The sequence below is a fragment of the Aquimarina algiphila genome (assembly GCF_947494415.1).
Classification (GTDB): domain Bacteria; phylum Bacteroidota; class Bacteroidia; order Flavobacteriales; family Flavobacteriaceae; genus Aquimarina; species Aquimarina algiphila.
The window spans coordinates 1-24,731 of record NZ_CANLVC010000012.1 but is presented as its reverse complement, the minus strand read 5'-3'; the positions used below and the strand labels follow the sequence as shown (position 1 = coordinate 24,731).

13 protein-coding genes are annotated in these 24,731 nt (G+C 31.7%); 10 read left to right on the top strand and 3 right to left on the bottom strand.

Going from position 1 to position 24,731, the window contains the following annotated elements:
• From PQF96_RS26375 to PQF96_RS26360, 4 genes are all read left to right on the top strand, one after another.
• On the top strand, positions 1-849 hold the full coding sequence (locus PQF96_RS26375) for an alpha/beta hydrolase family protein (protein ID WP_271769922.1): 849 nt from the start codon (positions 1-3) through the stop codon (positions 847-849).
• Positions 850-907: 58 nt separating this feature from the next.
• Complete coding sequence (locus PQF96_RS26370; protein ID WP_143916222.1) at positions 908-1,192, top strand: hypothetical protein; 285 nt, start codon at positions 908-910, stop codon at positions 1,190-1,192.
• 77 nt (positions 1,193-1,269) lie between these two features.
• Positions 1,270-3,669: a TonB-dependent receptor gene (locus tag PQF96_RS26365; RefSeq protein WP_271769920.1), complete on the top strand. Its 2,400-nt coding sequence runs from the start codon at positions 1,270-1,272 to the stop codon at positions 3,667-3,669.
• Positions 3,670-3,687: 18 nt separating this feature from the next.
• On the top strand, positions 3,688-4,287 hold the full coding sequence (locus PQF96_RS26360) for a type 1 periplasmic binding fold superfamily protein (RefSeq protein ID WP_143916224.1): 600 nt from the start codon (positions 3,688-3,690) through the stop codon (positions 4,285-4,287).
• Between the two features lie 1,229 nt (positions 4,288-5,516).
• Here PQF96_RS26360 and PQF96_RS26355 read toward each other — a convergent pair.
• Positions 5,517-6,245, bottom strand: a complete 729-nt coding sequence (locus PQF96_RS26355; RefSeq protein WP_271769918.1) for a LytR/AlgR family response regulator transcription factor — start codon at positions 6,243-6,245, stop codon at positions 5,517-5,519.
• Between the two features lie 197 nt (positions 6,246-6,442).
• Positions 6,443-9,655 (bottom strand): ligand-binding sensor domain-containing protein, encoded by a 3,213-nt coding sequence (locus PQF96_RS26350; RefSeq protein WP_271769916.1) that lies wholly within the window; start codon positions 9,653-9,655, stop codon positions 6,443-6,445.
• Between the two features lie 488 nt (positions 9,656-10,143).
• On the opposite strand from PQF96_RS26350, the gene PQF96_RS26345 reads away from it, so the two are divergent.
• The 4 genes from PQF96_RS26345 to PQF96_RS26330 all read left to right on the top strand — a co-directional run bounded on the left by PQF96_RS26345 (position 10,144) and on the right by PQF96_RS26330 (position 15,130).
• A complete protein-coding gene (locus tag PQF96_RS26345) occupies positions 10,144-11,307 on the top strand; it encodes a hypothetical protein (RefSeq protein ID WP_271769914.1) in 1,164 nt (387 codons plus the stop codon).
• Positions 11,308-11,745: 438 nt separating this feature from the next.
• Positions 11,746-12,219 carry a DUF6252 family protein gene (locus tag PQF96_RS26340; RefSeq protein WP_109436353.1) on the top strand — a complete coding sequence of 158 codons (474 nt, stop codon included), beginning with the start codon at positions 11,746-11,748 and terminating at the stop codon, positions 12,217-12,219.
• Between the two features lie 365 nt (positions 12,220-12,584).
• Positions 12,585-14,297: a family 16 glycoside hydrolase gene (locus tag PQF96_RS26335; protein WP_271769912.1), complete on the top strand. Its 1,713-nt coding sequence runs from the start codon at positions 12,585-12,587 to the stop codon at positions 14,295-14,297.
• A gap of 272 nt (positions 14,298-14,569) precedes the next feature.
• A complete protein-coding gene (locus PQF96_RS26330; RefSeq protein WP_271769910.1) occupies positions 14,570-15,130 on the top strand; it encodes a hypothetical protein in 561 nt (186 codons plus the stop codon).
• Positions 15,131-15,402: 272 nt separating this feature from the next.
• Here the strand turns inward: PQF96_RS26330 and PQF96_RS26325 are convergent, their stop codons facing one another.
• On the bottom strand, positions 15,403-17,100 hold the full coding sequence (locus PQF96_RS26325; RefSeq protein ID WP_271769909.1) for a tetratricopeptide repeat protein: 1,698 nt from the start codon (positions 17,098-17,100) through the stop codon (positions 15,403-15,405).
• A 1,773-nt stretch (positions 17,101-18,873) separates the two neighbouring features.
• On the opposite strand from PQF96_RS26325, the gene PQF96_RS26320 reads away from it, so the two are divergent.
• Together PQF96_RS26320 and PQF96_RS26315 are read left to right on the top strand one after the other, a co-directional pair.
• A complete protein-coding gene (locus tag PQF96_RS26320) occupies positions 18,874-22,266 on the top strand; it encodes a glycoside hydrolase family 9 protein (RefSeq protein ID WP_271769907.1) in 3,393 nt (1,130 codons plus the stop codon).
• Positions 22,267-22,746: 480 nt separating this feature from the next.
• On the top strand, positions 22,747-24,731 hold a 1,985-nt coding region (locus PQF96_RS26315), incomplete at its 3' end, for a glycoside hydrolase family 9 protein (protein WP_271769905.1).

The window sequence follows — 24,731 nt, the reverse complement described above, 5'->3', positions numbered from 1 at the left end:
ATGATTTCTATAGATAAAAATATAAATATAGTAGGGAGGCATCAAAAACCAATTTTAATTGACGTGTTTTATAATGAGACGAGAACACCAAAACCAGTTATTGTTTTTTGTCATGGATATAAAGGTTTTAAAGATTGGGGTGCCTGGGATTTGGTTGCAAGAATGTTTGCTAACGCAGGTTTTTTCTTTATAAAATTTAATTTTTCGCATAATGGAGGAACGGCAGAGCAGCCTATAGATTTTCCAGATTTAGAAGCTTTTGGGCAAAATAACTTTATTAAAGAACTAGATGATTTAGAAACGGTTATAAACTGGATTACTGCTCCAGGTTTTAATTTTAAAAAAGAAGTTAAATCAAAAGATATTATTTTGATTGGACATTCCCGTGGTGGTGGGATCGCAACAATAAAAGCAGCTGAAGACTCAAGAGTTTCAAAATTAATTACCTGGGCAAGTGTTTCAGACTACGAAAGTCGTTTTCCAAAAGGTGAAGCTCTTGAAGAATGGCAAAGTAATGGAGTTATGTATGTTCAAAATGGAAGAACTAAACAACAAATGCCGCACTATTTCCAGTTTTATACAACTTTTATAGCACATAAAGAACGACTTACTATTACTAATGCTGCTCAGCAAATCCAGATTCCATATTTAATTATTCATGGTACGGCAGATCCAACAGTCAGTGTGCAGGAAGGTAAAGATATTCATAGCTGCAATGCTAATAGTGAGTTGTTTCTAATAGAAGGTGCAGATCATGTTTTTGGAGCAAAACATCCATGGGACAGGAATGATTTACCAAAAAACCTTGAGATAATTACCAAAAAATCAATAGATTTTGCAAATTTTTAACATAGCAAGATTATTAAAATATAACATTTGTTCTTTTTTTTTCTTTTATTTGCAACTTATGAAGTCAAATAGACATATCGTAGCTTCGATATTTCTGATATTATTCAGTTTTATTCAATTAGCAGACCTTCATGTTTTAGGTCATGATGCTAATGATATTGATTGTAATGTATGTCAAATGGTTTCAGAGAATCCAAATGATGGATATATTAGCACAGAGGTTATAGAAATCCCTTCTGTAATTACAATTCCTGCAAATGTTGTTCGTATTAAATATGTACAACAATATTTTGATTATTCATCTAAATATTCATTCCTTAATAAGGCACCACCTGCTGCCTAATAACTATTTATTTTAATTGACCTCTTTACTAGTACTCATTTATAATAGTTACTAGTTTATTCTTATTACACATATAAATGAAAAGACTCACACTTATTCTTGTGTTTTTTTCAGGAGTTACCATTTTATCAGCACAAGAATGCGATAAAACACTTACCGGAAAGGTAATTGATTTTCATGATGGAGTACCTCTAAAAGAAGCAACGATAACATTTAATAATAAAACAATTGTGACAGATAACAATGGTACATATACGATCAATGATTTGTGCGCGGTATCTTATGCATTTACTGTATCACATGTGGATTGTAATTCTCAAGTATTTACCATTGATATGTCCAAGGTTACAACAAAAGATTTTTATTTAGAACATCATCTTAATGAGCTTCAAGAGGTAAAGGTATCTGGAGAAAATCATACCAAAACGTTGTCTTCTCAGGAAGAAACAATTGATAAAAATATAATAGAAAAATACAGCAACGCTTCTCTGGGTGATGCGTTAAAAGAAATAACAGGTGTATCTTCATTAAACACAGGGTCTACTATTGTGAAACCAATTATACAAGGCCTTAGTGGAAGCAGAATACTCATCATGAATAATGGAGTAAGAATGCAGGATATGGAGTGGGGAGATGAACACGCTCCTAATGTAGATATAAATGTCGCCAACAGTATTACTGTCGTCAAAGGTGCTTCTGCCTTAAAATATGGAGGAGATGCAATCGGCGGAGTAATCATTATGGAAACTAATAGAGCTCCGGCTAAAGATACTTTATTTGGAAAAACAGTGCTTTCAGGGAGTACAAATGGAAGAGGAGGTTTTTTAACTTCAAAATTGACAAAAGCATATGAAAGTGGAATGTTTTTAAAAGTGCATGGAACCTTAAAAAGATATGGAGACGTTGAAGCTCCAGATTATGTTCTTTCTAACACAGGGATTTTTGAAAAAGGATTTTCGGCATCATTTGGAGTAAATAAATTCACCTATGGATGGGATGTTTTTTATTCTTTTTATGATAATGAGATAGGTGTTTTAGAAGCATCTCATATAGGTAACGTAGATGATCTTTTTAATGCAATAAATAGTGGTGAACCCGATATTATTCGTGATTTTACTTATGATATAGAGAACCCAAGGCAAGAGGTAACACATCATCTGGGACGTGTAAAGTACTTTAAAAGATTTGAACAATTAGGTAAATGGACTACACAGTATGATTTCCAACTCAACAATAGATTAGAATTTGATATTAGGAGAACGCAAGAACTTGATAAAATCCCAAGTATAGATTTAGAATTAACCACGCATTCTATAACTTCAGATTTTGAATTTGATTCTAGTGAAAAATATAAATTTACTACAGGGGCATTGTTTAGATATCAGGAGAATTTTGCAGATCCACTTACGGGAGTAAGGCGTCTTATTCCTGATTATGAGAAATATGATGTTGGAGCATTTTTTACTGTAGAATATGATCTAAAAGAAAACTTAATTTTAGATGCTGGAATTCGATATGATTTTAATCACATAGATGCACAAAAATTTTATTTGAACTCGCGATGGGAACTAAGAGGGTACGAAGAAGATTTTTCGGATATTGTTGTAGATAGAAATGTGATAGGATCGCAGTTATTAACAAATCCGGTTTTTGATTATCATAGTATTTCAGGTACAGCAGGTATGCAATACATATTTAAGGATGATTATGAGTTTCGTTTTAATTATGCCTTATCCCAACGAGCTCCTAATCCGTCAGAATTGTTTAGTGATGGCTTGCATCATTCTGCGGCAAGGATCGAATTAGGAGATCTTAGAATTGATCAGGAGACTTCTCATAAAATATCTTTATCTCTTAAAAATAATAATCAAAAATGGGGATGGGAATTGGCTCCATATGCTAATTTTATTCAAGATTATATCCTTTTAGAGCCAGTAGGTACAGAGTTAACTATTAGAGGTGCTTTTCCTGTATGGCAGTATAGACAAACCGATGCTAGATTATTAGGTGTCGATGCCAAAGTATATGCAAATTGGCACACAAACTGGAAAACTGATCATATGTTTTCTTTAGTAAAAGGACAGGAAACAGAGGATAAACAAGCTTTAATAAACATGCCTGCTCCTAATTTTAATAATAAAATCACATTTGCTAAAGCAGAGTGGTTTGATTTTACAGCTTCTTTAGAAAGTCAATACCATTTTAGACAAAATGAATTTCCTCCAAATATAACGGTATTTTCTCCTAGTAGAGGACAAGATATTTTACTTGAAATAAATACGCCTCCTTCTGCATATCATCTCCTTAATTTTGATACAGGGATGAAGTTTAAGATGGGTGATGAAAGTTTTTTAAACCTTGGATTTACAATTAACAATTTAGCAAATACAACATATAGAAATTATCTAAATCGTCAACGATATTTTGCAGATGATTTGGGTAGAAACTTTTTATTGCGAATATCAATTAACTATTAAATATTAAATTTTAAAATGATGAACTTAAGTAAATTTTTAACCGTGTTTTCTGTAGCAGGATTGATACTAACATCTTGCTCGAGTGATGATGATGCTCCTGCACCAGTAAGTGAAGAAGAAGTTATTACTACGATGGAAGTAACCCTTACTGACGGGACAGATACTGTTACCCTTCGTTTTTTTGATGCTGATGGAGCAGATGGTCCAACTGAACCTACGGGAACAGCAAGTGGACCATTAAAAGCTAGCACCACATATACTGGATCCATTAGTATTCTTAACGAAACCGAAGACCCTGCTGAAAATGTTAATGAAGAGATCGAAGAGGAAGCAGATGAACACCAGTTTTTTTATGTAACCGATGATTTGGGCATCTCTACGGCCTATACCGATAAAGAATCTGATTATGAGAATGCAAGCGGAGTACAATTTACTTCTGAAAATCCTGTGGGATTAACATTTTCATTAACAACAACAGCTACTACAGGTGATGGTATGCTAAGGTTTGTTTTAAGACATGAACCTACTAAAGATGCTGCAGGAGTATCTGGTGGAGACATAACTAACGCAGGAGGAGACCCAGATATTGACTGGACATTTGATATATCTGTGGAATAAATTTTAAAAACCTCCCGGAACCAACACGGGAGATTTTTAGACTACAGACCATTGGAGTAATAAACTTTGCTTTTTTTGAAGATTACAAAATTGATTTTTAAATCTATTAATTTATAAAATGAACTCTTATGACCTTACCAAAAATTCCAAATTTCTGAAGAATCTTCAGGAACTTGTACAGAAGCAACAAGAACACAAATGTACACTCTAGAAAATGATAGACTTGGAGCAATTATCGCCGATTTTGCAGATGATTGTGTTAAGAAAAGTTCATCTAACAATTATTCTGTAAGTACTTGATATAATACAGGTTGGTTTGAAATTGACCTCGCTCCTTTGAGAGTACAATAATTTAAAATAAAAACATTAAGATAAAAATTGAGACTGTCATAATTTGTATAAGTTGAGTTTGTAGTTTTACATGCAATTAGTTATGTTTCAATTTAAAACCCTTTGGAGTAGTTACCAAAGGGTTTTTGTTTATGGTTGTTTTTGAACTACATATTACAATGTTTTTAGAGTGTAATCATAAATTAGATAATTAATACAAGCTGTTAAATATGTCTTAATTATGCAACTTTTCTATCTATTAAGTGTCTTATCTATGGGATACATGAACATTCTTTTTATAAAATAGGTTTTTTATAAAGGGATCAGAATTTGAAATTACATTTTACCATTGATTTTTGTGAAAACTTTAATGATTTTTTAATAGGGTAATGTATAGGCATAATCGTTTTAATTTCAGCATCACTTTATTAAAAAGTGGTACAAAATTTGATGAATTAAAATGGTTCCAAAGCGCATGAGAAAGAATGTTGAAGAAAAGACGTTAAGAATATGCTAACCAAAAAATCAAAAATATAGTAGAAGTACTATGAAAATTGATTTTCAGTGAGTTAATAGCAATGATTTTATGAAGGTATTATGTCATCGTTAAATGTTAATTACTATCAAAAAAACATCAAGATATTTGAAAGATACAGCTTATATTCGGGGCATAGAACCAAATGTAATAAACAGTAAAATTGAAACTATCATAATTAGTATAAGTTGAGTTTGTGTTAAATACAATTAAGTTTCAATTCAGATCCCTGGGAGTAGTTACCCGGGGATCGTTTTTTATATACACTATTTTACAATAGCTAGATAAACTAAGGTAATTTTAAGTCTAATAGTGGTTTAAAGAGAAGATCGAAAAATATGATTTTATATAGATAAATGGGGATCTATGTAGTCAAAGCTTGCATAAGTTTTGTTTTGTTTCTTCTACTGATAGGAATAGTATATTGACCAACATGTATTGTCCCTTTTTTTAAATCAAAACTTTCAATCTTTTTTATATTCACTAGACATGATCTATTGACTTTGATAAATTCTGAAGAGTTGACTTTATCAACCAGTTTCTTTAAAGGAAGTTTTACCCGTATTTCTTTTTTTGCAATCATTATGAAGCAGTATTTTCCTTCTACATTGATCAAAGAAATATCAGAAATATTAATTTTTTGTAATGTTTTATCGGTTTTTAAAATAATGTAGTCTTGATGTATTTGAGAGTCTGAGTGACTCAAGACTTTATAATTGACTTGTTCTTTTTTATGTTGACAAGCTAAAGAAAAGGTTCTTTTGAAATTTTCTTTATCTAGAGGTTTGGTTATATAAGAATATGGTAATGTTTCTTTTGCCTTGTTAAATGTAGTTTCATCAATTGATGAAGTTAGATAAATTACTAGAATAGGAAGATCAGCTTTACGAATATACTCCGCTATTTCTATTCCACTCCACTTTCCTTTTAAATTGATATCTAATAGTATCAAATCTGGCTTAACAGCCTTTATTAGGCGAAAAGCCTCTTCAGAATTTCCAGTACTGTTGAATGAAGTAATTTTCATTTCAGTTAGTAGAATTTCTAATGCATTTGTATAAATGACATCGTCTTCAACAATAAGTACTCTCACAACACTAATTTATTATTTCAATAATTAAGATTTACTTTCAAAACGTAATACTGTTTTTTTGTATTTATAAGATATATGACGTTTATGAAACTATATTCAAATATCATTCCTAAATAATGAAAAACCTGATAATCTGTCTAAAAACACAAAATTTATTAGTGATTTTTAATAGAGGAAATTACTAAATCTCTGGAAAATTAATTATTAGCATTAGGAAAAATTATATGAAACTGCGATCCTTTATCCATAATGCTTTCTACCTCTAACTTTAAATCATTTAATTTTGCAAATTCTTTACAAAGTATTAAACCCAAACCATTACCTTCTTCCCCCCTTACTCCATAATAACTTTTTTTAGATCCAATATCAAAAAGCTTTTCTATAGTCTCCCGATTCATCCCAATTCCATTATCTTGAACTGTAAATCTAATTGTTTTATCATTGTTATATGTAGCTTTTAGTTGGATCAACCCTTTTTCCTTTGTATACTTTATAGCATTACTCAATAAATTTCTAACCATAGAAGTGATTGTATTATAATCAGCGTGTATGTCAATATTTTCATCTATTAAAACAAGGACGTTAATACCATTTCTTTGTATACTTTCTATATATTGATCGAGACATTCGTTTACCAGATGATATAAGTTGATTTTTTCTGGATAAATGGTGATCATATTTTGTTGTACCATTGCCCATTTCAAGAGGTTGTCTAATAAGTTGTTTAATTTAACAGAAGAACCTTTAATTTTATGCGATAGCTCTTCAATTTTATCTAACTCATTATTTTTAACAAAGTGATCTATTAAATAAGGTACTTCTTGAAAGGAAATAAGCGGACCTCTTAAATCATGTGCTATAATAGCAAAAAAACGATCTTTTGTATTATTAAGTACCTTAAGTTCTTCGGTTCTTTTGTCAACTTCTAGCTCTAGTTGTCTTTTTTGTTGTTGAACATACCTTATACGAAATGAATATATTACATATAAGAAAGCGACGAATAATAAGAGTAGTGTTATTAGAAACCATGGAGTCGACCAAAATGGAGGCTTTACAAGAATAGCAAGTGCCATTCCCTCTTCATTCCATACCCCATGATTATTAGAGGCTTTGATACGAAGGGTGTAATTTTTAGCAGATAGGTTAGTGAGCGTGATTGTGTTTTTAGTGCCTAGATTAATCCAATCTTCATGTAGCCCCTCTAGCTTATAGGCATACTGATTAAGGTGATGGTTGTAATAGCTCAAGGCAGAAAAGTCAAAGGAAATTACGGTATCTTCATATGACAATTCTAACATTCCATCGGATGAAAATACTTGGTGTAAGGGGATTTCTTTATTAAATTTTTTGAACCTGGTTAAGGCTACCTGAGGTATAAAGGTATTTTTTTTTATTTCCTCTGGTTGAAAAGCATTTACTCCATTTGTACCTCCAAAAAACATTTTCCCTTCTTTGTTTTTAAAATAAGCATTGGCATTAAATTCATTGCCTTGTAAGCCATTACTCTTATCATAATTAACAAAGGTTTCCTGTGTTGGATTGAACATAGATAGTCCTTTATTAGTGCTTATCCATAAATTTCCTCGTTTATCTTCTAATATTCCATATACTACATTATTAGGTAAACCATCCTTAACAGTATAATGTTTAAATGATTCTTTATCTCGATCAAAAAGATTTAGACCACCCCCATTTGTTGCGATCCAAAAGTTTCCTTTTTTATCCTCATAAAAAGAATAGATAAAATATGAATTGATTCTATTTTTCTTATCAGATCGTTCTTTATATCGTATAAATTTTTCTGTACGTTTGTCGAACTTAGCAAACCCATGGCCCTCGGTTCCTACCCAAAAAACACCTTTTCGGTCCTTGTATATTGTATTTATTTTGTTAGAGGGAATACTATAAGGATTTTGTGCATCTGTTCTAAAAACTTTAGAAGATTTATGAGTTATGTCCACAATGTATAAACCATTAGACGTCCCAATCCATAATTTGTTTTTGTTTTCCGGAACGATATCAAAAATAAAATTGCTATTACCATATAGGTATTTAGGGTATCTGGTAAATTTTTTTTGATGTTTGTCTAATAAGAATAAGCCTTTACCATGTATACTTATCCATAATATGTCTTTTGATATGTTTGGATCATTATAGATTTCATAGACATCCATACCAACCATTTTAGAATAGGTTGTAAAATCATCAGCGTAATGTTGTAATTTACCACTCTTGACATCAATAAGATCAAGTCCTCCGTACCCACCTATCCAGATGTTTTTATCCGTATCCTCATAGATTGAACGAATACTAGAAAAATCTAAGCTATTTTGATTATTTTCATCTCTTTTATAGGTTTCAATGTTATTAAGAGTCGGAGCTAGCATGAATACTCCATACCCCATTGTTCCTAGCCAAATAATTCCTGATTGATCTATCCAAATGGCTTTAATTGAATTTTGAGTTCCTTTTATCGGATAAAAGCTAAACGTGCCATTTTTGGGGTCAAAAACTTCTAATCCGTAATTAGTAGATTGCCATATGGCACCATTATTATCCTGTATCATAATCCCACTATGATATAAGTAATCGTTCCTTTTATATTTTTTGTGTGTTGACCAATTTGGTTTATAAAAAACACAAGTTTCTTTAGTCGTAAGATTTATTTGCTCCAAGGATCTGTTATCATGTCTACTTCTATATAATAATAGTTCACCATAAATATTTTCCTGAATCATTTGATGACTATATCCAATATTGTTAATAACAGTATCATAAGAGGTTACAAATTGTTGTTTTTGGATATCAAAAATATAAATACTAGTATCCTCATTTTTTAGAGCTTCGATGTATAAACGATTTTCAGATTTATTACTTTTTATATGAGATATAACTTTATCATGACTAATCGTATATCGTTCGGTTTTATTTTTATTAGGATTGAACCTAAGTATATCCCCTTTTGATGTTCCCATCCAGACAATTCCTTTTGTATTGATATGGATAGTTTTTATTGTATGTTGTGCGTTTAGATTTTTATTTTCAAAAAATTGAAAGCATTCTGTAAATGGGTCAAAACTATATAACCCATTTAAAGTTCCTATCCATAGTGTACCTCTAGTATCTTCAGAAATAGCAGTAATAAAATTATTTTGTATACTACAGGGGTCATCATAGTAATAATTATAGATTTTAAATTCGTATCCATCATATCGATTAAGCCCATCTTTGGTTCCAAACCACATAAATCCTTTTTTATCTTGGATGATGCTGGATATATAGCCTTGAGAAAGCCCATCGTTAGCAGTTAAATGTAGGAAAAGAGAGGGCTCTTGTAGTGCATATCCGTAATTAATTATACTGCTAAGAAGTGCACTAACTAATAAATGATAAAGTTTATTCTTTTGCATTCTCTATAAATAAGTGATTTCTGCATGAGGGTGCAAGAATATTTCAATTTTGAAATAATCAAAAGCATAAACTCTAAAAATTATCTTAAAAATTTGCTTGGATTCAGTAATACCAATAAAACGACCACTAATACCAGATGTAGCCAAAAAAAGGGAAAACAAATTTATTAAATAGTATTCGTATGATTCCCTTTGCTTTATGAGATTTTACAAGCCTGGTTTTGTAGTTGAAAGCATTCTTGAAAACCACTTATTCCTATTACAAAACCAATGAACACCTACTTTTTGATACTATTAAAACACGTATCATCTTTGCCGAATAATAAATCTAAAAATTTATAAAAACGACAAAAAATGATTAATCAACTTTATTTATTATTTCTGAGCAAAATAGTTTCAAAATACTTAATTATATGCTTGAGTCATAATGATTCACCAGAGATCTAGTTTTAGAAATAATTATAAAAAGACAACTTAAACTTAGAAGAATGAAAATTTCATATTTGATATTGGTGTTAATCGTTTTAACCTCTTGTAGGCAATTTGAAAATACCAAGACACGAGAAATGAAAATAGAATCAAAAAACACTGAACTTGCAAAGCTTCAATTAAAAGATACAACCATTAATTTCTTATGGAGAGATATGAAGTACGATTCTGTATTAAATAGCTCCATCAACTCGATTTTCATAAATAAAGACTATTTGAATTCAATAACTGAACCTGAAAAAGCATCAATTGGTTATGTTGCGACATTTATCGGGAACGAGTGTTGGTGGGATGATAAAGCAAATCATGATAGGAGTAATTTAGACTGTAAAATAATTACTGCTTTAGGACTAGGATACCAATGCTCTAATAAACACCTCGGATTTTTAAGAAAATGGTTTTCGACTGACAAACAAGTATTATCTGATTTAGAAAAATCGAATTGCCCTACAACACCTTATACAGCAACAATTCAAAATAGTTTTGATGAAATTAAATTAACTATCAAAAAAGATTCGATACTTGTTTTTTATAAAGTAAGTGGAGTAAATATGAGAAAACAAGAAAGCTGGGAATGGACAGAAACAGATTACTTTATACTAAAAAATAACAACCTTAAACTAATAAAGAAGGACAAATCTGAAGTAAGAGATAAGAAAAAACTCGAATTGAAAGAAAACAAATCATCTCACATTACAAACACTCAAGATCAGGAAAAGCCCAAAACAGAACAAGAAATAATTTCTGATATCAGAGAAAAGTTTGGTGCCATCAATTATAATATAAATTCCTATAAAAAAGTTAAAAAAGACTTGTCTGGAGAAAGTACAGAAGGTGGCGAACTTGAAGGATATTTTAAAAACGTTGAATTGAAAAAAATAATTACAAGTTACTACGGCGAAATGGGTAAACTAATAGAAGAGTATTACTTGTGGAACGATCAACTATTTTTTGTCTTTACACAGGCATATTCTTATAATATGCCAATGTATATGGAAGATTCAAAGGTGATTAAAATAAACGAAAACCGATATTATTTTTATAATGATAAGCTCATAAGGTGGCTTGATTCACAAAAAGAAAAAGTTATTAAATCAAATTTCGCTAAAAAGGAGATTGAAATATTACAGAAAACTAAAAAGTTGAAAGAAAAACTAAAATAAAAACATAGGACTTAACAACCGTAAGCTAATACCAATAAAACGACCACTAATACCTGATAAAACAAAAAAAAGAAATTGAGTCTTTGAAACGATATCTGTTTGATTTTCCTTGTTTTATGAAATTTGACCTGGTTGTCTAACCACTCGAAAACACTCCCGTAAACCACTTATTCCTATTACAAAACCAATCGAATCCTGTTTTTTGATGATATTAAAACACCTATCATCTTTGCTGAATAATAAATTAAAACTTTATAAAAACGACAAAAAATGATTAAACAATTTTACCTATTATTTCTAGCTACTATTGCTTCAACGCAATTAATTCCTTGTGATAAAAGTGATTCACCTGGGTTGTCAGATATTTCAGGAAACTACATTATATATTAAAAAACTAGGGTCTCTAGTTCTAGCAACTACTCTTAAAATACAACTACTATGAAAAAATTTCTTTTACTTTTTGTTATCGTTTCTGTTCTTTCCTCATGCAGTAAAGATGACGATTCATCTGCTATATCTTTTGGAAGAGCAACTTTAAAAATTGGTTCTGTTGAAAAAGTATTTACACAAGCGAACTCTTTTAATAATGGGGTTCTTACTTTAGGAAACACAGAAGAGGAAATAGCAGGTTTATTTTTCCCAATACCAACAACCTTTCCAATAACGTATGATATGGATACCGAAGATATAATAACAGGTCATTATATTATAGGAGGGAAACGATATAATGCTACAAATGGAAATTTAGGAATTGGAAAAATGGGATCTTTAACGATTACAATTACTGCATATAGTAATTCTAAAATTTCAGGAACATTTGAGTTTATTGCTATTAGTGATGATGGAGAAGAAATACGTGTTCAGCAAGGTGTTTTTGATGAAATCCCTGATTTAGATTCGATTATAGATTAAATGGATCACTTTATCTTTTTTAGTTGTATAAAATGTATTTCTAGTTCTGACCTACTGACAAACTCTTACTAGTTTTCTAAAGTATAGAATCAATAAAATTGAAAATAGACTAAGACTTTTTTTTGCCTCCAGATCAAAAACGAATTAGGCCTATTTTTTATAGATCTTAATGAGTTTTGACAACTAAAGGCTTTTAGAAAGTGACTTTCTAAAAGCCTTATCATAGTCGTTTGTGTATTGTAAACGAATATGCAAAAAATCCTTAATTCAAAGAATACATTTTATTTCATAAACCACCTCGGTGATTTATGAAATAAAAAAAAGAGAATAATAATAGTTTCACAGATTATCAAAATAATATAAAAATGAAAAAAAATTACTTTATAAATTATTTAGTAATAGCAATATTAAGTTTAACTAGTGTTACTGCCCAAGAACAATTATGGAAAGGAACCTTTGATGGTTGGGATTTTGGTTTTAAAGACGGAAAAGGAAACCGGGACGAATTTTGGAAAATCCAACCTAACGGAGAATTACATGCTACTGGAGGCACATGGTATGACCGCCAAAGTGGTATGCGTACGGCAAAACCCTATAGTAATTATGAATTAACTTTAGAATATAAATGGTTAACACCCGGGAGTGGTGATCAAGATGGTAACAGTGGTATCTGGATTTATGGAGAAAATAATTTTGCTCAAGATGGAGGTGGATTTCCAAACTCTATAGAAGTACAGCTTAAAAAGGGTGAAGCAGGAGATCTTCTTAGAAAGGGAATGGATATAAATGCTAGGCCTGGATACCCCAATAAAGGTAAATATGGAAATGGAAGAACAAGAGAGGAACAATTACCAAGACGTGGTGATCCCAAAGGTATTATAGAGTATTTTCACGAAGAATGGAATACAATGACCATAAGATGTGAAGAAGATCTTATTTCTGTATATCTAAACGGATTTTTGATTAATCAAGGGAACGTTTTTAAAAATGGAAAAGCTATAACTTCTGGATTTATAACATTGCAATCTGAATTAAAGAATCTAGCTTTTAGAAACATTTATATTGAAGAAATAGAGAAGATAGAGAGTTGTTCTATTAGTCCTACAGTATATGACAAACACGGTATTACTAATAATACAGCTAGAAATGATGATTACGCTGAAATTGAAATTGGAGGCTATGTATTATTATGTGCGTTTACCGAGAGTGAAGGAACTTGGACCTGGACAGGCCCTAATAATTTTAGTGATGTAGGAAGGTGTATTACTATTCCAAATGTTCAGAAAGATCAATTTGGAATCTACACAGCTACTTTTGCTGGCATCAATGGATGTAATGCCTCCCATGACTTTGAAATAGGACTTGAAAAAGAGGTATCTGGCACCTATCATTTTATTAACGTAAAAACTAAAAAGTACCTGGATGCAGATCCAAATACAGTGGTAAAACAAGGAAATAATGAAGCAAATGATAATGATACACACTGGAACTTGATCCCTTCTACCCCGGGGTATTTTTTTATAGATAATGATAAGAAAGACCGAGGGCCGTTGGTGGCAGCATCTTCACTACATAATAGTATATCTTACGAGGCAGAAGAACTACTTAAGATTCCAGCTCCTCGAAGAGAGTGGAAAGCTATCAAGGTTGGTTATAACACTTACCGATTTTTAAGCAAAGATGAAGTAAGAGGATATTTGACAGCGATTGACAATGGAGAAGTAATAAATACAGGCAATTGGAGAGGAGACGAAGGAGCCACAGAATGGGAATTGGTTCCTATTTCCAACAGCAAAAAAATAGATAATAAACCAACTATTAGTAAAACAGATCCTAGTAATATTCTTATCACTCCAGTCCCTAATAATGGATCATTTACAATTCATTTTAATGGACAAAAAATATCAGAGGTCTTAATTTACAATATGACTGGTCAAAATGTATACAACAAAACCTTTGGAGAGCGAAAATCTACGAATCATTTATTAGTAAATCAAAAATTTGTATCAGGAATATATACAGTAAAGACAATAGATACGAATGGTAATACAACAAGTACCAAGTTTATGGTTAACTAGTGTATAAATTGTTTTTGAGTTAATAAGATGATAACCCTATTTCTATCAATTCTAAGCCAGAACATGAATCAATTATTGGTTTTTAAATAATTATTTCTGAATGATTTAGAAAAGTTTGGTAATCAAAAAAATGGTGGTATATCATATTAAAACCCGAAAAAAAATCACATAAAATCTGTTTTTAACGAATTAAATTTTGTCAGGCATTATAGCTCCTTTTTTGTCTGATAGTTTATATATAGGAGTTCAAACAATAAATTAATATTTTAATTATGAGAAAATTTTTATTACTAGCTGCAGTTATTTTATTAGGTATAACAGCTACAAATGCACAAGTTAAACTTGGTTTTGGTCTTGGTTATGCTCTTCCTTTGGGAGATGCTTCTGATTTCTTAGATGGTGGCGTTTCTGCACACTTTGAATTAGGATATGGTGTCACCCAAGATATTGATGTCTCTATCTTATATCAAGGAGATTTTTTGGTAGGAGGTGATCAAACTATAAATGGGCAAAATGTATCCTTTGGAGCATTAGCTATAGGCAGTTACCTTGTAAATGGTCGATACTTCTTTAGAAAAGAAGGATTTAGGCCTTATGGTAGTCTAGGATTAGGTATTTCTTCTATAGGATCGATAGAAATAGAATCCAATACTATAGGAGATCAGGTAGTTGCAGGAAGCACATCTAACTTTGCAATTCGTCCGGCACTTGGTTTCAAGTATGGTGTTCTGAATATGAACGCAGCTTATCTAAATGCGGGTAAAGTGGGTGATGCTTCGATCAGTAATTTTACCATAAATATTGGATTGTTATTTACTTTCGGAGGAGAGTAATGAGATCAAATTATAATGCTAAAAGAGAACGTCTAAAAGATATTTGAGAGGAAGGTATGACGACTAAATTAATATATATAAAGTAATCAAAAGAATACTAAGAACGTTTATTTATTTGATTAAAATTCAAAAGACGGTACTCTTCAATATCATACTTTACAATTGAAACTATTATAATTAGTATAGGTTGAGTTTGTGTTAAATACAATTAAGTTTCAATTTAGATCCCTGGGAGTAGTTACCCGGGGATCGTTTTTTAAGTAACTATATAATCAAACTGTTGCTTCTACAATATCCCTGAGATGTTCTTTTAATGAAACATCTTCGGGAATACTGATTTTTTTCTTCACTCTTTTTCTAGCCATTTTTACTGCGTGTACAGATACTCCTAATAGTTGAGCAGATTCTTTTATGGATAGATTTAGTTTTATCAATAAACAATGCCTTATATCATTTGTTGACAGATCAGGGTAATGAGCATTGATTTGAGCTGTAATACCTGGGTATTGCGATTCGATTCGATTTTTTAGAATACCAAGATCAGAGGTAGATGAAATAAATTGACTTAATCTTTTTTCTGCTTCAAGAATTTCATCATGGTTGTTATATTTTATGGCAGAAGATAAGTACTTTTTAATAGTAGAGAGTTTATTTAGTTTTTCATTAACCGATATCATCGTAGCCAAAAACTCCTCTTCTTTACTCTGTATGTGTTTTTCTAAAATGTTTTTTTCATTTTCTTTAAGGAGTTCGATTTGTTTTTCGCTTCTGTGATATTTTTTATAAAGCGCAAAGGATAATAAAAATAACAAGAAGCTAAATAAACCAATATAAAGAGAAATTATATACAGTCTTTGTTTTTCATTTTTATAGCTTAGAATATCATTATCCCTGGTTAAGAGTTCATTTTTATATTCTTCTTCTATCAATTGTATTTTTCCTTCGGATATTTTAGAAATATCTTCATTTCTTTTGTTGTAAAGGCTATCAATCAAGGATCCATATTTTTGATAATAGTTAGATGAAGCTTTCCAGTTATTTGTTTTCTTATAAATAGCACCTAGGCTTTCATAAGCAAATGCAATATCCATTGGATCATCTGGGTTTTGTAAAATTGCATTATTAAAATGAATAATGGCTTCTTTGGGATTGTCTAATGAGTTATAGATTTTTCCTAAGACCAATGAATTTATAGCGGCATAAGAACTTAATTCGGGCTTATTATGAATAATCTTTTTAGCTTCAATAGATTTTTCAAGTGCAATTTCATGATTCCCCAGACTTCTATATGCATCAGCAATAGAAGTCATTATATAACTAATTTCCCCTTTTTTATCAGAATTTTGAATACTTTCAAGATTTGCATTCCACCAATTGATTGCTTTTCCATATTCTTTTTTATCAAAATGAGCTAGTGCTAAACTCGAATATAAACGATATCGCAGACCTTCTTGTTCAATTACATCCCTATTTTCTAATAATTCTTTAGAATATGCCAAGACTTTATCAGGTTCTCCTAATTTTAGATGGCAATTAAGAATGTTCATTTTAGTAATTATTGCCGTTTTCCTATCCTTTTGTCTTAAATTAATTTCAAGTGTCTTGTGATAATATTTTAAAGCTTGATAATGAAATGCCTGATGTGTTAAAATATTAGCTTTATTATTATAAATATGAGGGAGTATGAATTCTAGATCCTGATGCTTTTTAATTAAATTCTCTCCTTTTTCATAAACAACATTAGCGCTATCAATCATAGAGTTGTTAGTATAATAAATTCCGAGATTAACCAGATTTTGTAATTCTCCTTTGGGATAATTAACCTCCCTTGATAGGGTTAACAACTTCTTTAATAAATCTCCATTTCCTATAAGATCTTTTTTGGCAATTTCTGATAAGCTATCAATATATCTGATTTGGTGAATAGAAGGTATAGAATCCTGAGAATGTATTGTATTATAGAGAAACATAACACAAATGATTACTATTCTGTTGGTTAGGTAGGTCACTTTGGTTTTAGGGGTTTGTTATACGTCTTTTAACTACAACGCACCAAAATAAAAATAGTACGCTTTATGTATTCTTTTTTTTAACCATGTACCCTTAATGTACCCTATTGTAAAATCAAATTTTACATCGCATAGGAGTATTTTTGAATTCCAATTTAAATATAAAAGATTATTCTATTCTATGCTAACAAAACAATATAACATAATACTTATAACCTATAACAAATCGTTTTACACAAACTCACTATATGAAAACCATATCATCTAATATCAAGACTTAGATCTGCTTTAATACATACATTTAGAGTATACTTTACTTTAATAATTATGTTACAATATTTTATAGAGAAAGACTGTATGATTTTAACATGATACGTACTCTTTAAAACCGACGCATTGTCAGAGTATGGCCCTGGACAAAGCTGGAAGAACATTAAATATTAATGTACTCGTCTAGGGCTATAATCAAAATTTTTATAAATGTAGATTGTTCAAAGCCAGTAGATAAAAGTTGAAAACAAAAAACGTTTTGTTTTCATTTCCCTAAATCACACAAATTAAAACTTAACAAGAAATGCAAAAAACATTTTACTTATTCATAAGGTCATTTATGATTTTAAGAATACTAAAATCAAATACAGAAATATCTTCTCAATGGCAAAAATTAAGATATCATCAAATAAATTTAACAGGAACTCTTTTCATTCGTCTAATTTGAATTGAAACTTAATTTCTTAAAAAGATTAAGAGTGTAAACTCATGTAGAAAAACAAAACTTAGATGTAACCCCATACTTATGAAAACCAATTTTATTACTCAGATATTCTATATTCTGCAAGGCTATATTTTGCCTTATAACCATAAAAAATAATGCAAAAATGAGAATATTTAATTTTTAGTGTTAAAAAAGTGTCTATACATCATTGATTAGTAACTCTTTAAAATATAGACGTGTTGCCAAGCAGAATTTATTTCCTTCAGACCAAGGTTGGAATTAAAATAAAGTTTGTTATAGAATATAATCTTAAAACCCTAAAATAATTTATGAAAGACTCCTTGAAATATGAGCATAGTTCTACATTCTATGCTTGATGTGTGACTTCTGAAACACACAATTAAACTATTTAAAAATTGGAAATGATCCCACATTTCAAAAACTAGAAATGTGATTAGGGACTATAGAAATTAAATACGCTACCAATATCGTATTTGATTGATAGTTCATTACTAATATCAAAAAGTTTTATAACCATAAATACGTAAGCTAAACTCTTAAAACCCTAATAGCTATGAAAAATAGTATAAAATCACGCATTATTCTTCTATTGTGTGATATGAAAGAAAAACTAGCAGAACAATTTAATCATAGAGAAATACTTGAAAAATCTCTGTTATTTAATGTCTATCGGGAATAATATTACTATTCCTTTCATAAGACAAAAATAGATAGAGCTTACTTTTTTAAAGTAAAAACGACGTTATAGTTGTTCTTTAAATATAACACTTCTACAGATATATAATCAATTCTAATTTTTTAGAAGATAAGACCAACAAATTAAAATTTTTGTAAAGATTTGATCATAACCCTTAAAACCTATATAGTAAGTATGATAGTAAAAAAAGTTAAAACAAATAGTAAGAAAACAACTAGTCCGATTCTGGATTCTGTTTATCACACAAATCAGTTGTTAGAAAAGACCAACAAAACATATCAAAATTAAAACACCAAACATTATGAAAAACATTATGAGATCAGGTGTATTGCTATTTTTCTACTTTTTATGTAGTACAATGAGTGCACAATTTAATTATGGAGAAGCCTTGCAGAAATCGCTTTTCTTTTATGAAGTTCAACAATCGGGAAAGTTACCAAGTTGGAACCGAGTAAGCTGGAGGGGAGATTCTACCACAGAGGATGGATCTGATGTTGGATTAGACCTTAATGGAGGCTGGTTTGATGCAGGAGATCATGTAAAATTTAATTTCCCAATGGCATTTAGTGTTACAGCTTTGGCTTGGGGAGGTATCGAATTTAATGATGCATATCAAAACAGTGGGCAATTAGATATTCTTAAAAGAAACCTGCGTTTTGTTACAGATTATTTTATAAAATGTCATACTGCTCCAAATGAGCTATATGGCCAGGTTGGTAATGGTGGAATAGATCATGGATGGTGGGGATCACCAGAAGTATATCCTAGAGAACGCCCATCATATAAAATTGATGCTGCTAATCCAGGTTCTGATCTTGCCGCAGAGACTGCAGCTGCAATGGCAGCAATGAGTATATTAATAAAAGCAGACGATCCTGCGTATAGCGCAACTTTAGTAGAACATGCGAAACAACTATATGATTTTGCTGATACGTATAGAGATGAATATTCAAACTCTATAACAGATGCAGCAGGTTTTTATAGATCGTTTAGTAGCTACAACGATGAAATAGTCTGGGGAGCAATTTGGATGTATAAAGCTACAAATGATCCAAAATATTTAACAAAGGCAGAAGCAGAATATGACAATTTACAGAAAGAGGGACAAAGTACCACCTCAAAATATAAAGAAGCCTTCTCTTGGGATGATAAAGCTTATGGATGCTATTTATTATTAGCACAGATAACAGGAAAAGATAGATATGTCCAAGATATTGAACGTAACTTGGATTACTTTGCTCATAATGTAAATGGAGAATCAGTTCCTACAACACCTGGAGGGCTTCCACACCTTAGACAATGGGGTACCGTTAGATATGCATCTAATCAATCTTTATTGGCCTTGATTTATGGAGATAAAGTAACTACAGATCCAGTTAAGCAAGCTAGATATACAGGTTTTGCTAAAAGAATGGTAGACTATGCGTTAGGGGATAATCCTATTAATAGAAGTTTTATGAATGGCTTCGGAAATAATCCTGCTAATGATCCTCATCACAGAGGAAATAGTGGAAATTGGACAAATAGTGATAGTGGTCCACCAACTGCAGCAAGTCATATCCTATATGGAGCAGTAGTAGGAGGCCCCAAAGAGCCGGATAATGATAATTTTGTAGACGATAGAGGAGAATTTGTGGCTAACGAAGTTGCTTGTGATTATAATGCATGTATCACAGGTGTCTTGGCTAGGATGTATGGAAAATTTGGAGGAAATCCACTTCCTGACTTTCCAGTTGATGAAGTGCCTACTAGAGCCGAAATTCGTTCGTTTTCAAAATTTAATAGCAATAATGCATTTGGATCTACGATTAGTATAATTATACAAAATAGAACAGCTTGGCCTGCAAGAATAACAGACAAGTTAAGTTACAGGTATTATTTTGATATTGCCGAAGGTATTGCGGCAGGAAAAACTATTGCTGATTATGATATTACGCTTAATGGTATTGGTGGTAATGCTACAATGACGGTTAAACCCGCTGGAGGAAGTGTTTATTATGCAGAAATAACAAATCTACCGTCAATTGCACCTATAGGAGACCCCGCATTTAGAACTGAAACTCAAATCAATATAAGAGTTGCTAATGGAGTTCCTTATGATACTGCTAATGATTGGTCTGCACAAGGACTAAGCAGCGGAGCAGTAGAAAGTGTTAATATTCCTGTATATGATAATGGGGTATTGGTATTTGGTTCAGAAATAGATGGAGGGAATACTCCTACTGCTTCCTTTACAGCTACTCCAGAATCAGGGACTGCACCCTTAGAAGTATCTTTTGATGCCTCTGCATCTTCAGATCCAAATGGGGATACACTTACTTACACTTGGGATTTTGGTAATGGTCAAACCTCAACATTAGCAACTCCAACAGTTACATTTACAGAGATTAAGACATATACAGTAAGTCTTACAGTAAGTGACGGCACTAATGTTTCTTCACCATTTACTAAGGATATTGTAGTGTCTGATGGTAACATTGCACCAATTGCCAATTTTACGGCTACACCAACAACAGGTATTGCTCCGGTAACGGTTAGTTTTGATGCATCGTCATCTACTGATGCAAATGGTGATACACTTACTTATACTTGGGATTTTGGAGACGGAAACACAAATGTTGGAGTCACTGCAACCCATATCTATGCTTTAGTAGGTAATTACACGGTAACACTAACAGTAAGCGATGGAAGTAAAACAGATATAGCAACAGAAACCATAAATGTTACTGATGGTAGTCCGATTGCATCATTTACAGCAAGTGCCGAATCAGGAGTTGCTCCTTTAGCTGTAACTTTTGATGGGTCAGGGTCTTTAGATCCTGCCGGAGGTACGCTTAGTTATAGCTGGGATTTAGGAAACGGAGAAACTGCAACTACTGCAACCGCTTCTACTACTTATACTACAGTAGGACAGTTTACAGTAACACTTACAGTAACAAATGCTGCAGGAGATATTGATACAGAGACAAAAACAATTACCGTTACAGATGGTAGTATAAGTTGTAATTTCGGAGCTCCTTTATCAAATCCATTACCAACAATTGCTAATGTTTCTTATACAAATATTTATGTTTTAGGAACCGGTGGTCCTGATTTGAGTAATGTTACCAATTTTACCATCAATTGGGATTTAGCTAATAATGGATTATGGCAGTTTTCAATGAATACAAGTAATGGTATACCTAGCTGGTGGAATAATTTTTTACCAAAAATCACTCAGAATTTTAATGCTGCCGAACCATCAATTACAATTACAGATTCTGGATTTACAGGATTAGATGGAGAGTATTGGGCAACTATAGATACAGGAAATTTTGTATTAGTTTCAAAATCAGGAGGATTTACTATTTATTTTAGTTCTTCTGCTACAGCTCCTGATTGTGGTAATGGTTCTAATACTCTAGTGTTATCGGGTCCTGAGTCTAATGTTATGATAACTCCTAATCCTGCGGTAAATGTTATCAATGTATCTATTAATAGTAATAAAGCTAAGAAAAGTGATGCTATGACCGATGTTGTGATAAGATTATTCAATTTAACGGGCAATGTTGTTAAAACCCAACAATTCAAAAGCAAAGAGCAACAATTACAAGCTCAAATACCTATTGAAGGATTAGAATCGGGAATATATATATTAGAAACATTTGACGTCATATCAAATCAAAGAACACAGAGCAAAGTGATCGTTAAATAGATAATTTTTAATCTAAAGAAAGAGAGAGGTTTTTTAAACCTTTCTCTTTTTAAAGAACTAGAGCGGATTTAATAAATAATCTAATTTTTTTAAATAGTAGATGTTTGTAATAGAGTAATATACACTCAATTCTTCTTCTTCTTTCTAGCATTATTAGTGACTTTAATAAAAAAACTGACTTTTTTAAAAGTAAAAAGTACGCTTTAGTTGTTATTTAAATATGACACAAACTATAACTCCTATAAACACTTCTACACATACATCCTTAATTCTATTCTTTATATAAATAAGAATAACAACTAGAATTTATAGAAAACTAAATAAAAAAAACCTTAAAACCCAATTGATACTTATGAGTAAAAAAAACCTTATAGCAAATAGCAAGTCAATAACTATTCCTTCTGGAAATGCCGTTTGTTACACAAATCAGCTGTTAGAAAAAAACCAACAAAAAACACTAAAATTAAAACCCTAAACATTATGAAAAACTTTATGAGATCGGGTGTAATGTTATTGTTCTGCTTAGTATGTAGTACAATGACTGCACAATTTAATTATGGGGAAGCCTTGCAAAAGTCTCTCCTATTTTACGAAACACAACAATCGGGTATTTTACCTGATTGGAACAGAATTAGTTGGCGATCAGATTCTGGAATCAATGATGGTAAAGATGTAGGTCTTGACCTTACTGGAGGATGGAATGATGCAGGAGATCATGTTAAATTTGGATTTCCAATGGCATTTTCTGTGACCGCACTTAATTGGGGGTTTTTAGAATATAAAGATGGTTATGATGCCGCAAAACAGACAGAACATTTTAAAAGAAATGTTAAATGGGTAACAGATTACTTTATAAAATGCCACCCATCACCTAATGTTTTTTATGCTCAGGTAGCCGATAGTAAATCACAAGATCATAACTTTTGGATGCCAGCAGAAATGGTTGATGTACATCCAATGTATGGTCAACGTAAATCTTATGCGTTAACAACTACCAAACCAGGTACAGAAGTTGCTTGTGAAACAGCAGCAGCATTGGCTTCAGCTAGTATCATTTTTAAAGATAGCGATCCTGCATATAGTGCAACATTGCTTAGACATGCAAAAGAATTATATGAGTTTGGTGATACCTATAGAGGATTATATAATGAAGATGGAGGAATTCCAGCTACAGGAACATATTCTTCAGGTAATTTTAAAGATGAATTAGCTTGGGGTGCACTTTGGCTTTATAAAGCTACAGGAGAACAAAAATATTTAGATAAGGCAGAAGCAGAATATGCACAGCCAGATTTTTTATGGAGTCTTGTTTGGGAAGATAAATCTTATGGTAATATGGTCTTATTATCAATTATCACCGGAAAAGAAAAATACAAAGCAGATGCAGAACGTCATTTAGACTGGTGGCAAAAAGGTGGCGGAGTTAGTTATTCTCCAGGTGGTCAGGCACACTTGACGCAATGGGGATCTTTACGTCATGCAATGAATGCTTCCTTAACGGCATTAATATATAGTGACAATGTAGCTACACCTAAGAAAAAACAATATCACGATTTTGCAGTAGCTCAGGTAAAATATGCATTAGGTGATAACCCTAACAATAGAAGTTTAGTTACAGGTTTTGGTGTAAATCCACCAACAAAACCACATCATAGAGGTCAACATGCAAGTTGGTCAAGAAGTTCTGCCAATCCAGTAGAATCTAGACATACAATGTGGGGAGCTTTAATGGGAGGACCTATGGCTGCAAATGATGTATTTGTAGAAGATAGAGATGATTTCCAGGCGAATGAAGTTGCTACCGATTATAATGCTTGCTATCAAGGAGTGTTGGCAAGAATGGTTATGGAATTTGGAGGTACACCATTACCAAACTTTCCACAACCAGAAAAAGCAGGTGTAGAATTCATTAATGAGGCAAAAATTAATAATGATCAAGCTCGTTTTACTGAGGTTGCAATTTGGTTGAATAACCGTTCTGCCTGGCCAGCAAGAGTTGCAAATAAATTAACAGCAAGATATTTTGTAGATATTTCTGAAGGAGTAGCTGCTGGTTTTACAGCTAGTGATTATACGCTTACGGCACGTGGAGCAGGTTCAACTACAACAACAGGTTTACAAGTTTGGGATGCTGGTAGTAATATCTATTTTGCTGAAATAGAAGTTGACAAAGACAAAATGCCTTTCCCAGGAGGTCAGGGAGAATATAGAAGTGAAATTCAATTAAGAGTTTCTTTGCCTAATGATGCGCCAGTATCAGCGTGGGATGCGTCAAATGATTTTTCATATACAGGATTAAACAATAATCTTAAAATTTCTGAGAATATTCCTATCTATGTGGATGGAGTACTTACTGGAGGTAAAGAACCAAACGGTGGAGAAACACCCACGGCATCATTTACAGCTACTCCAGAGACAGGAGTTTCACCATTAGAGGTTAGTTTTGATGCTAGTGCATCTTCAGA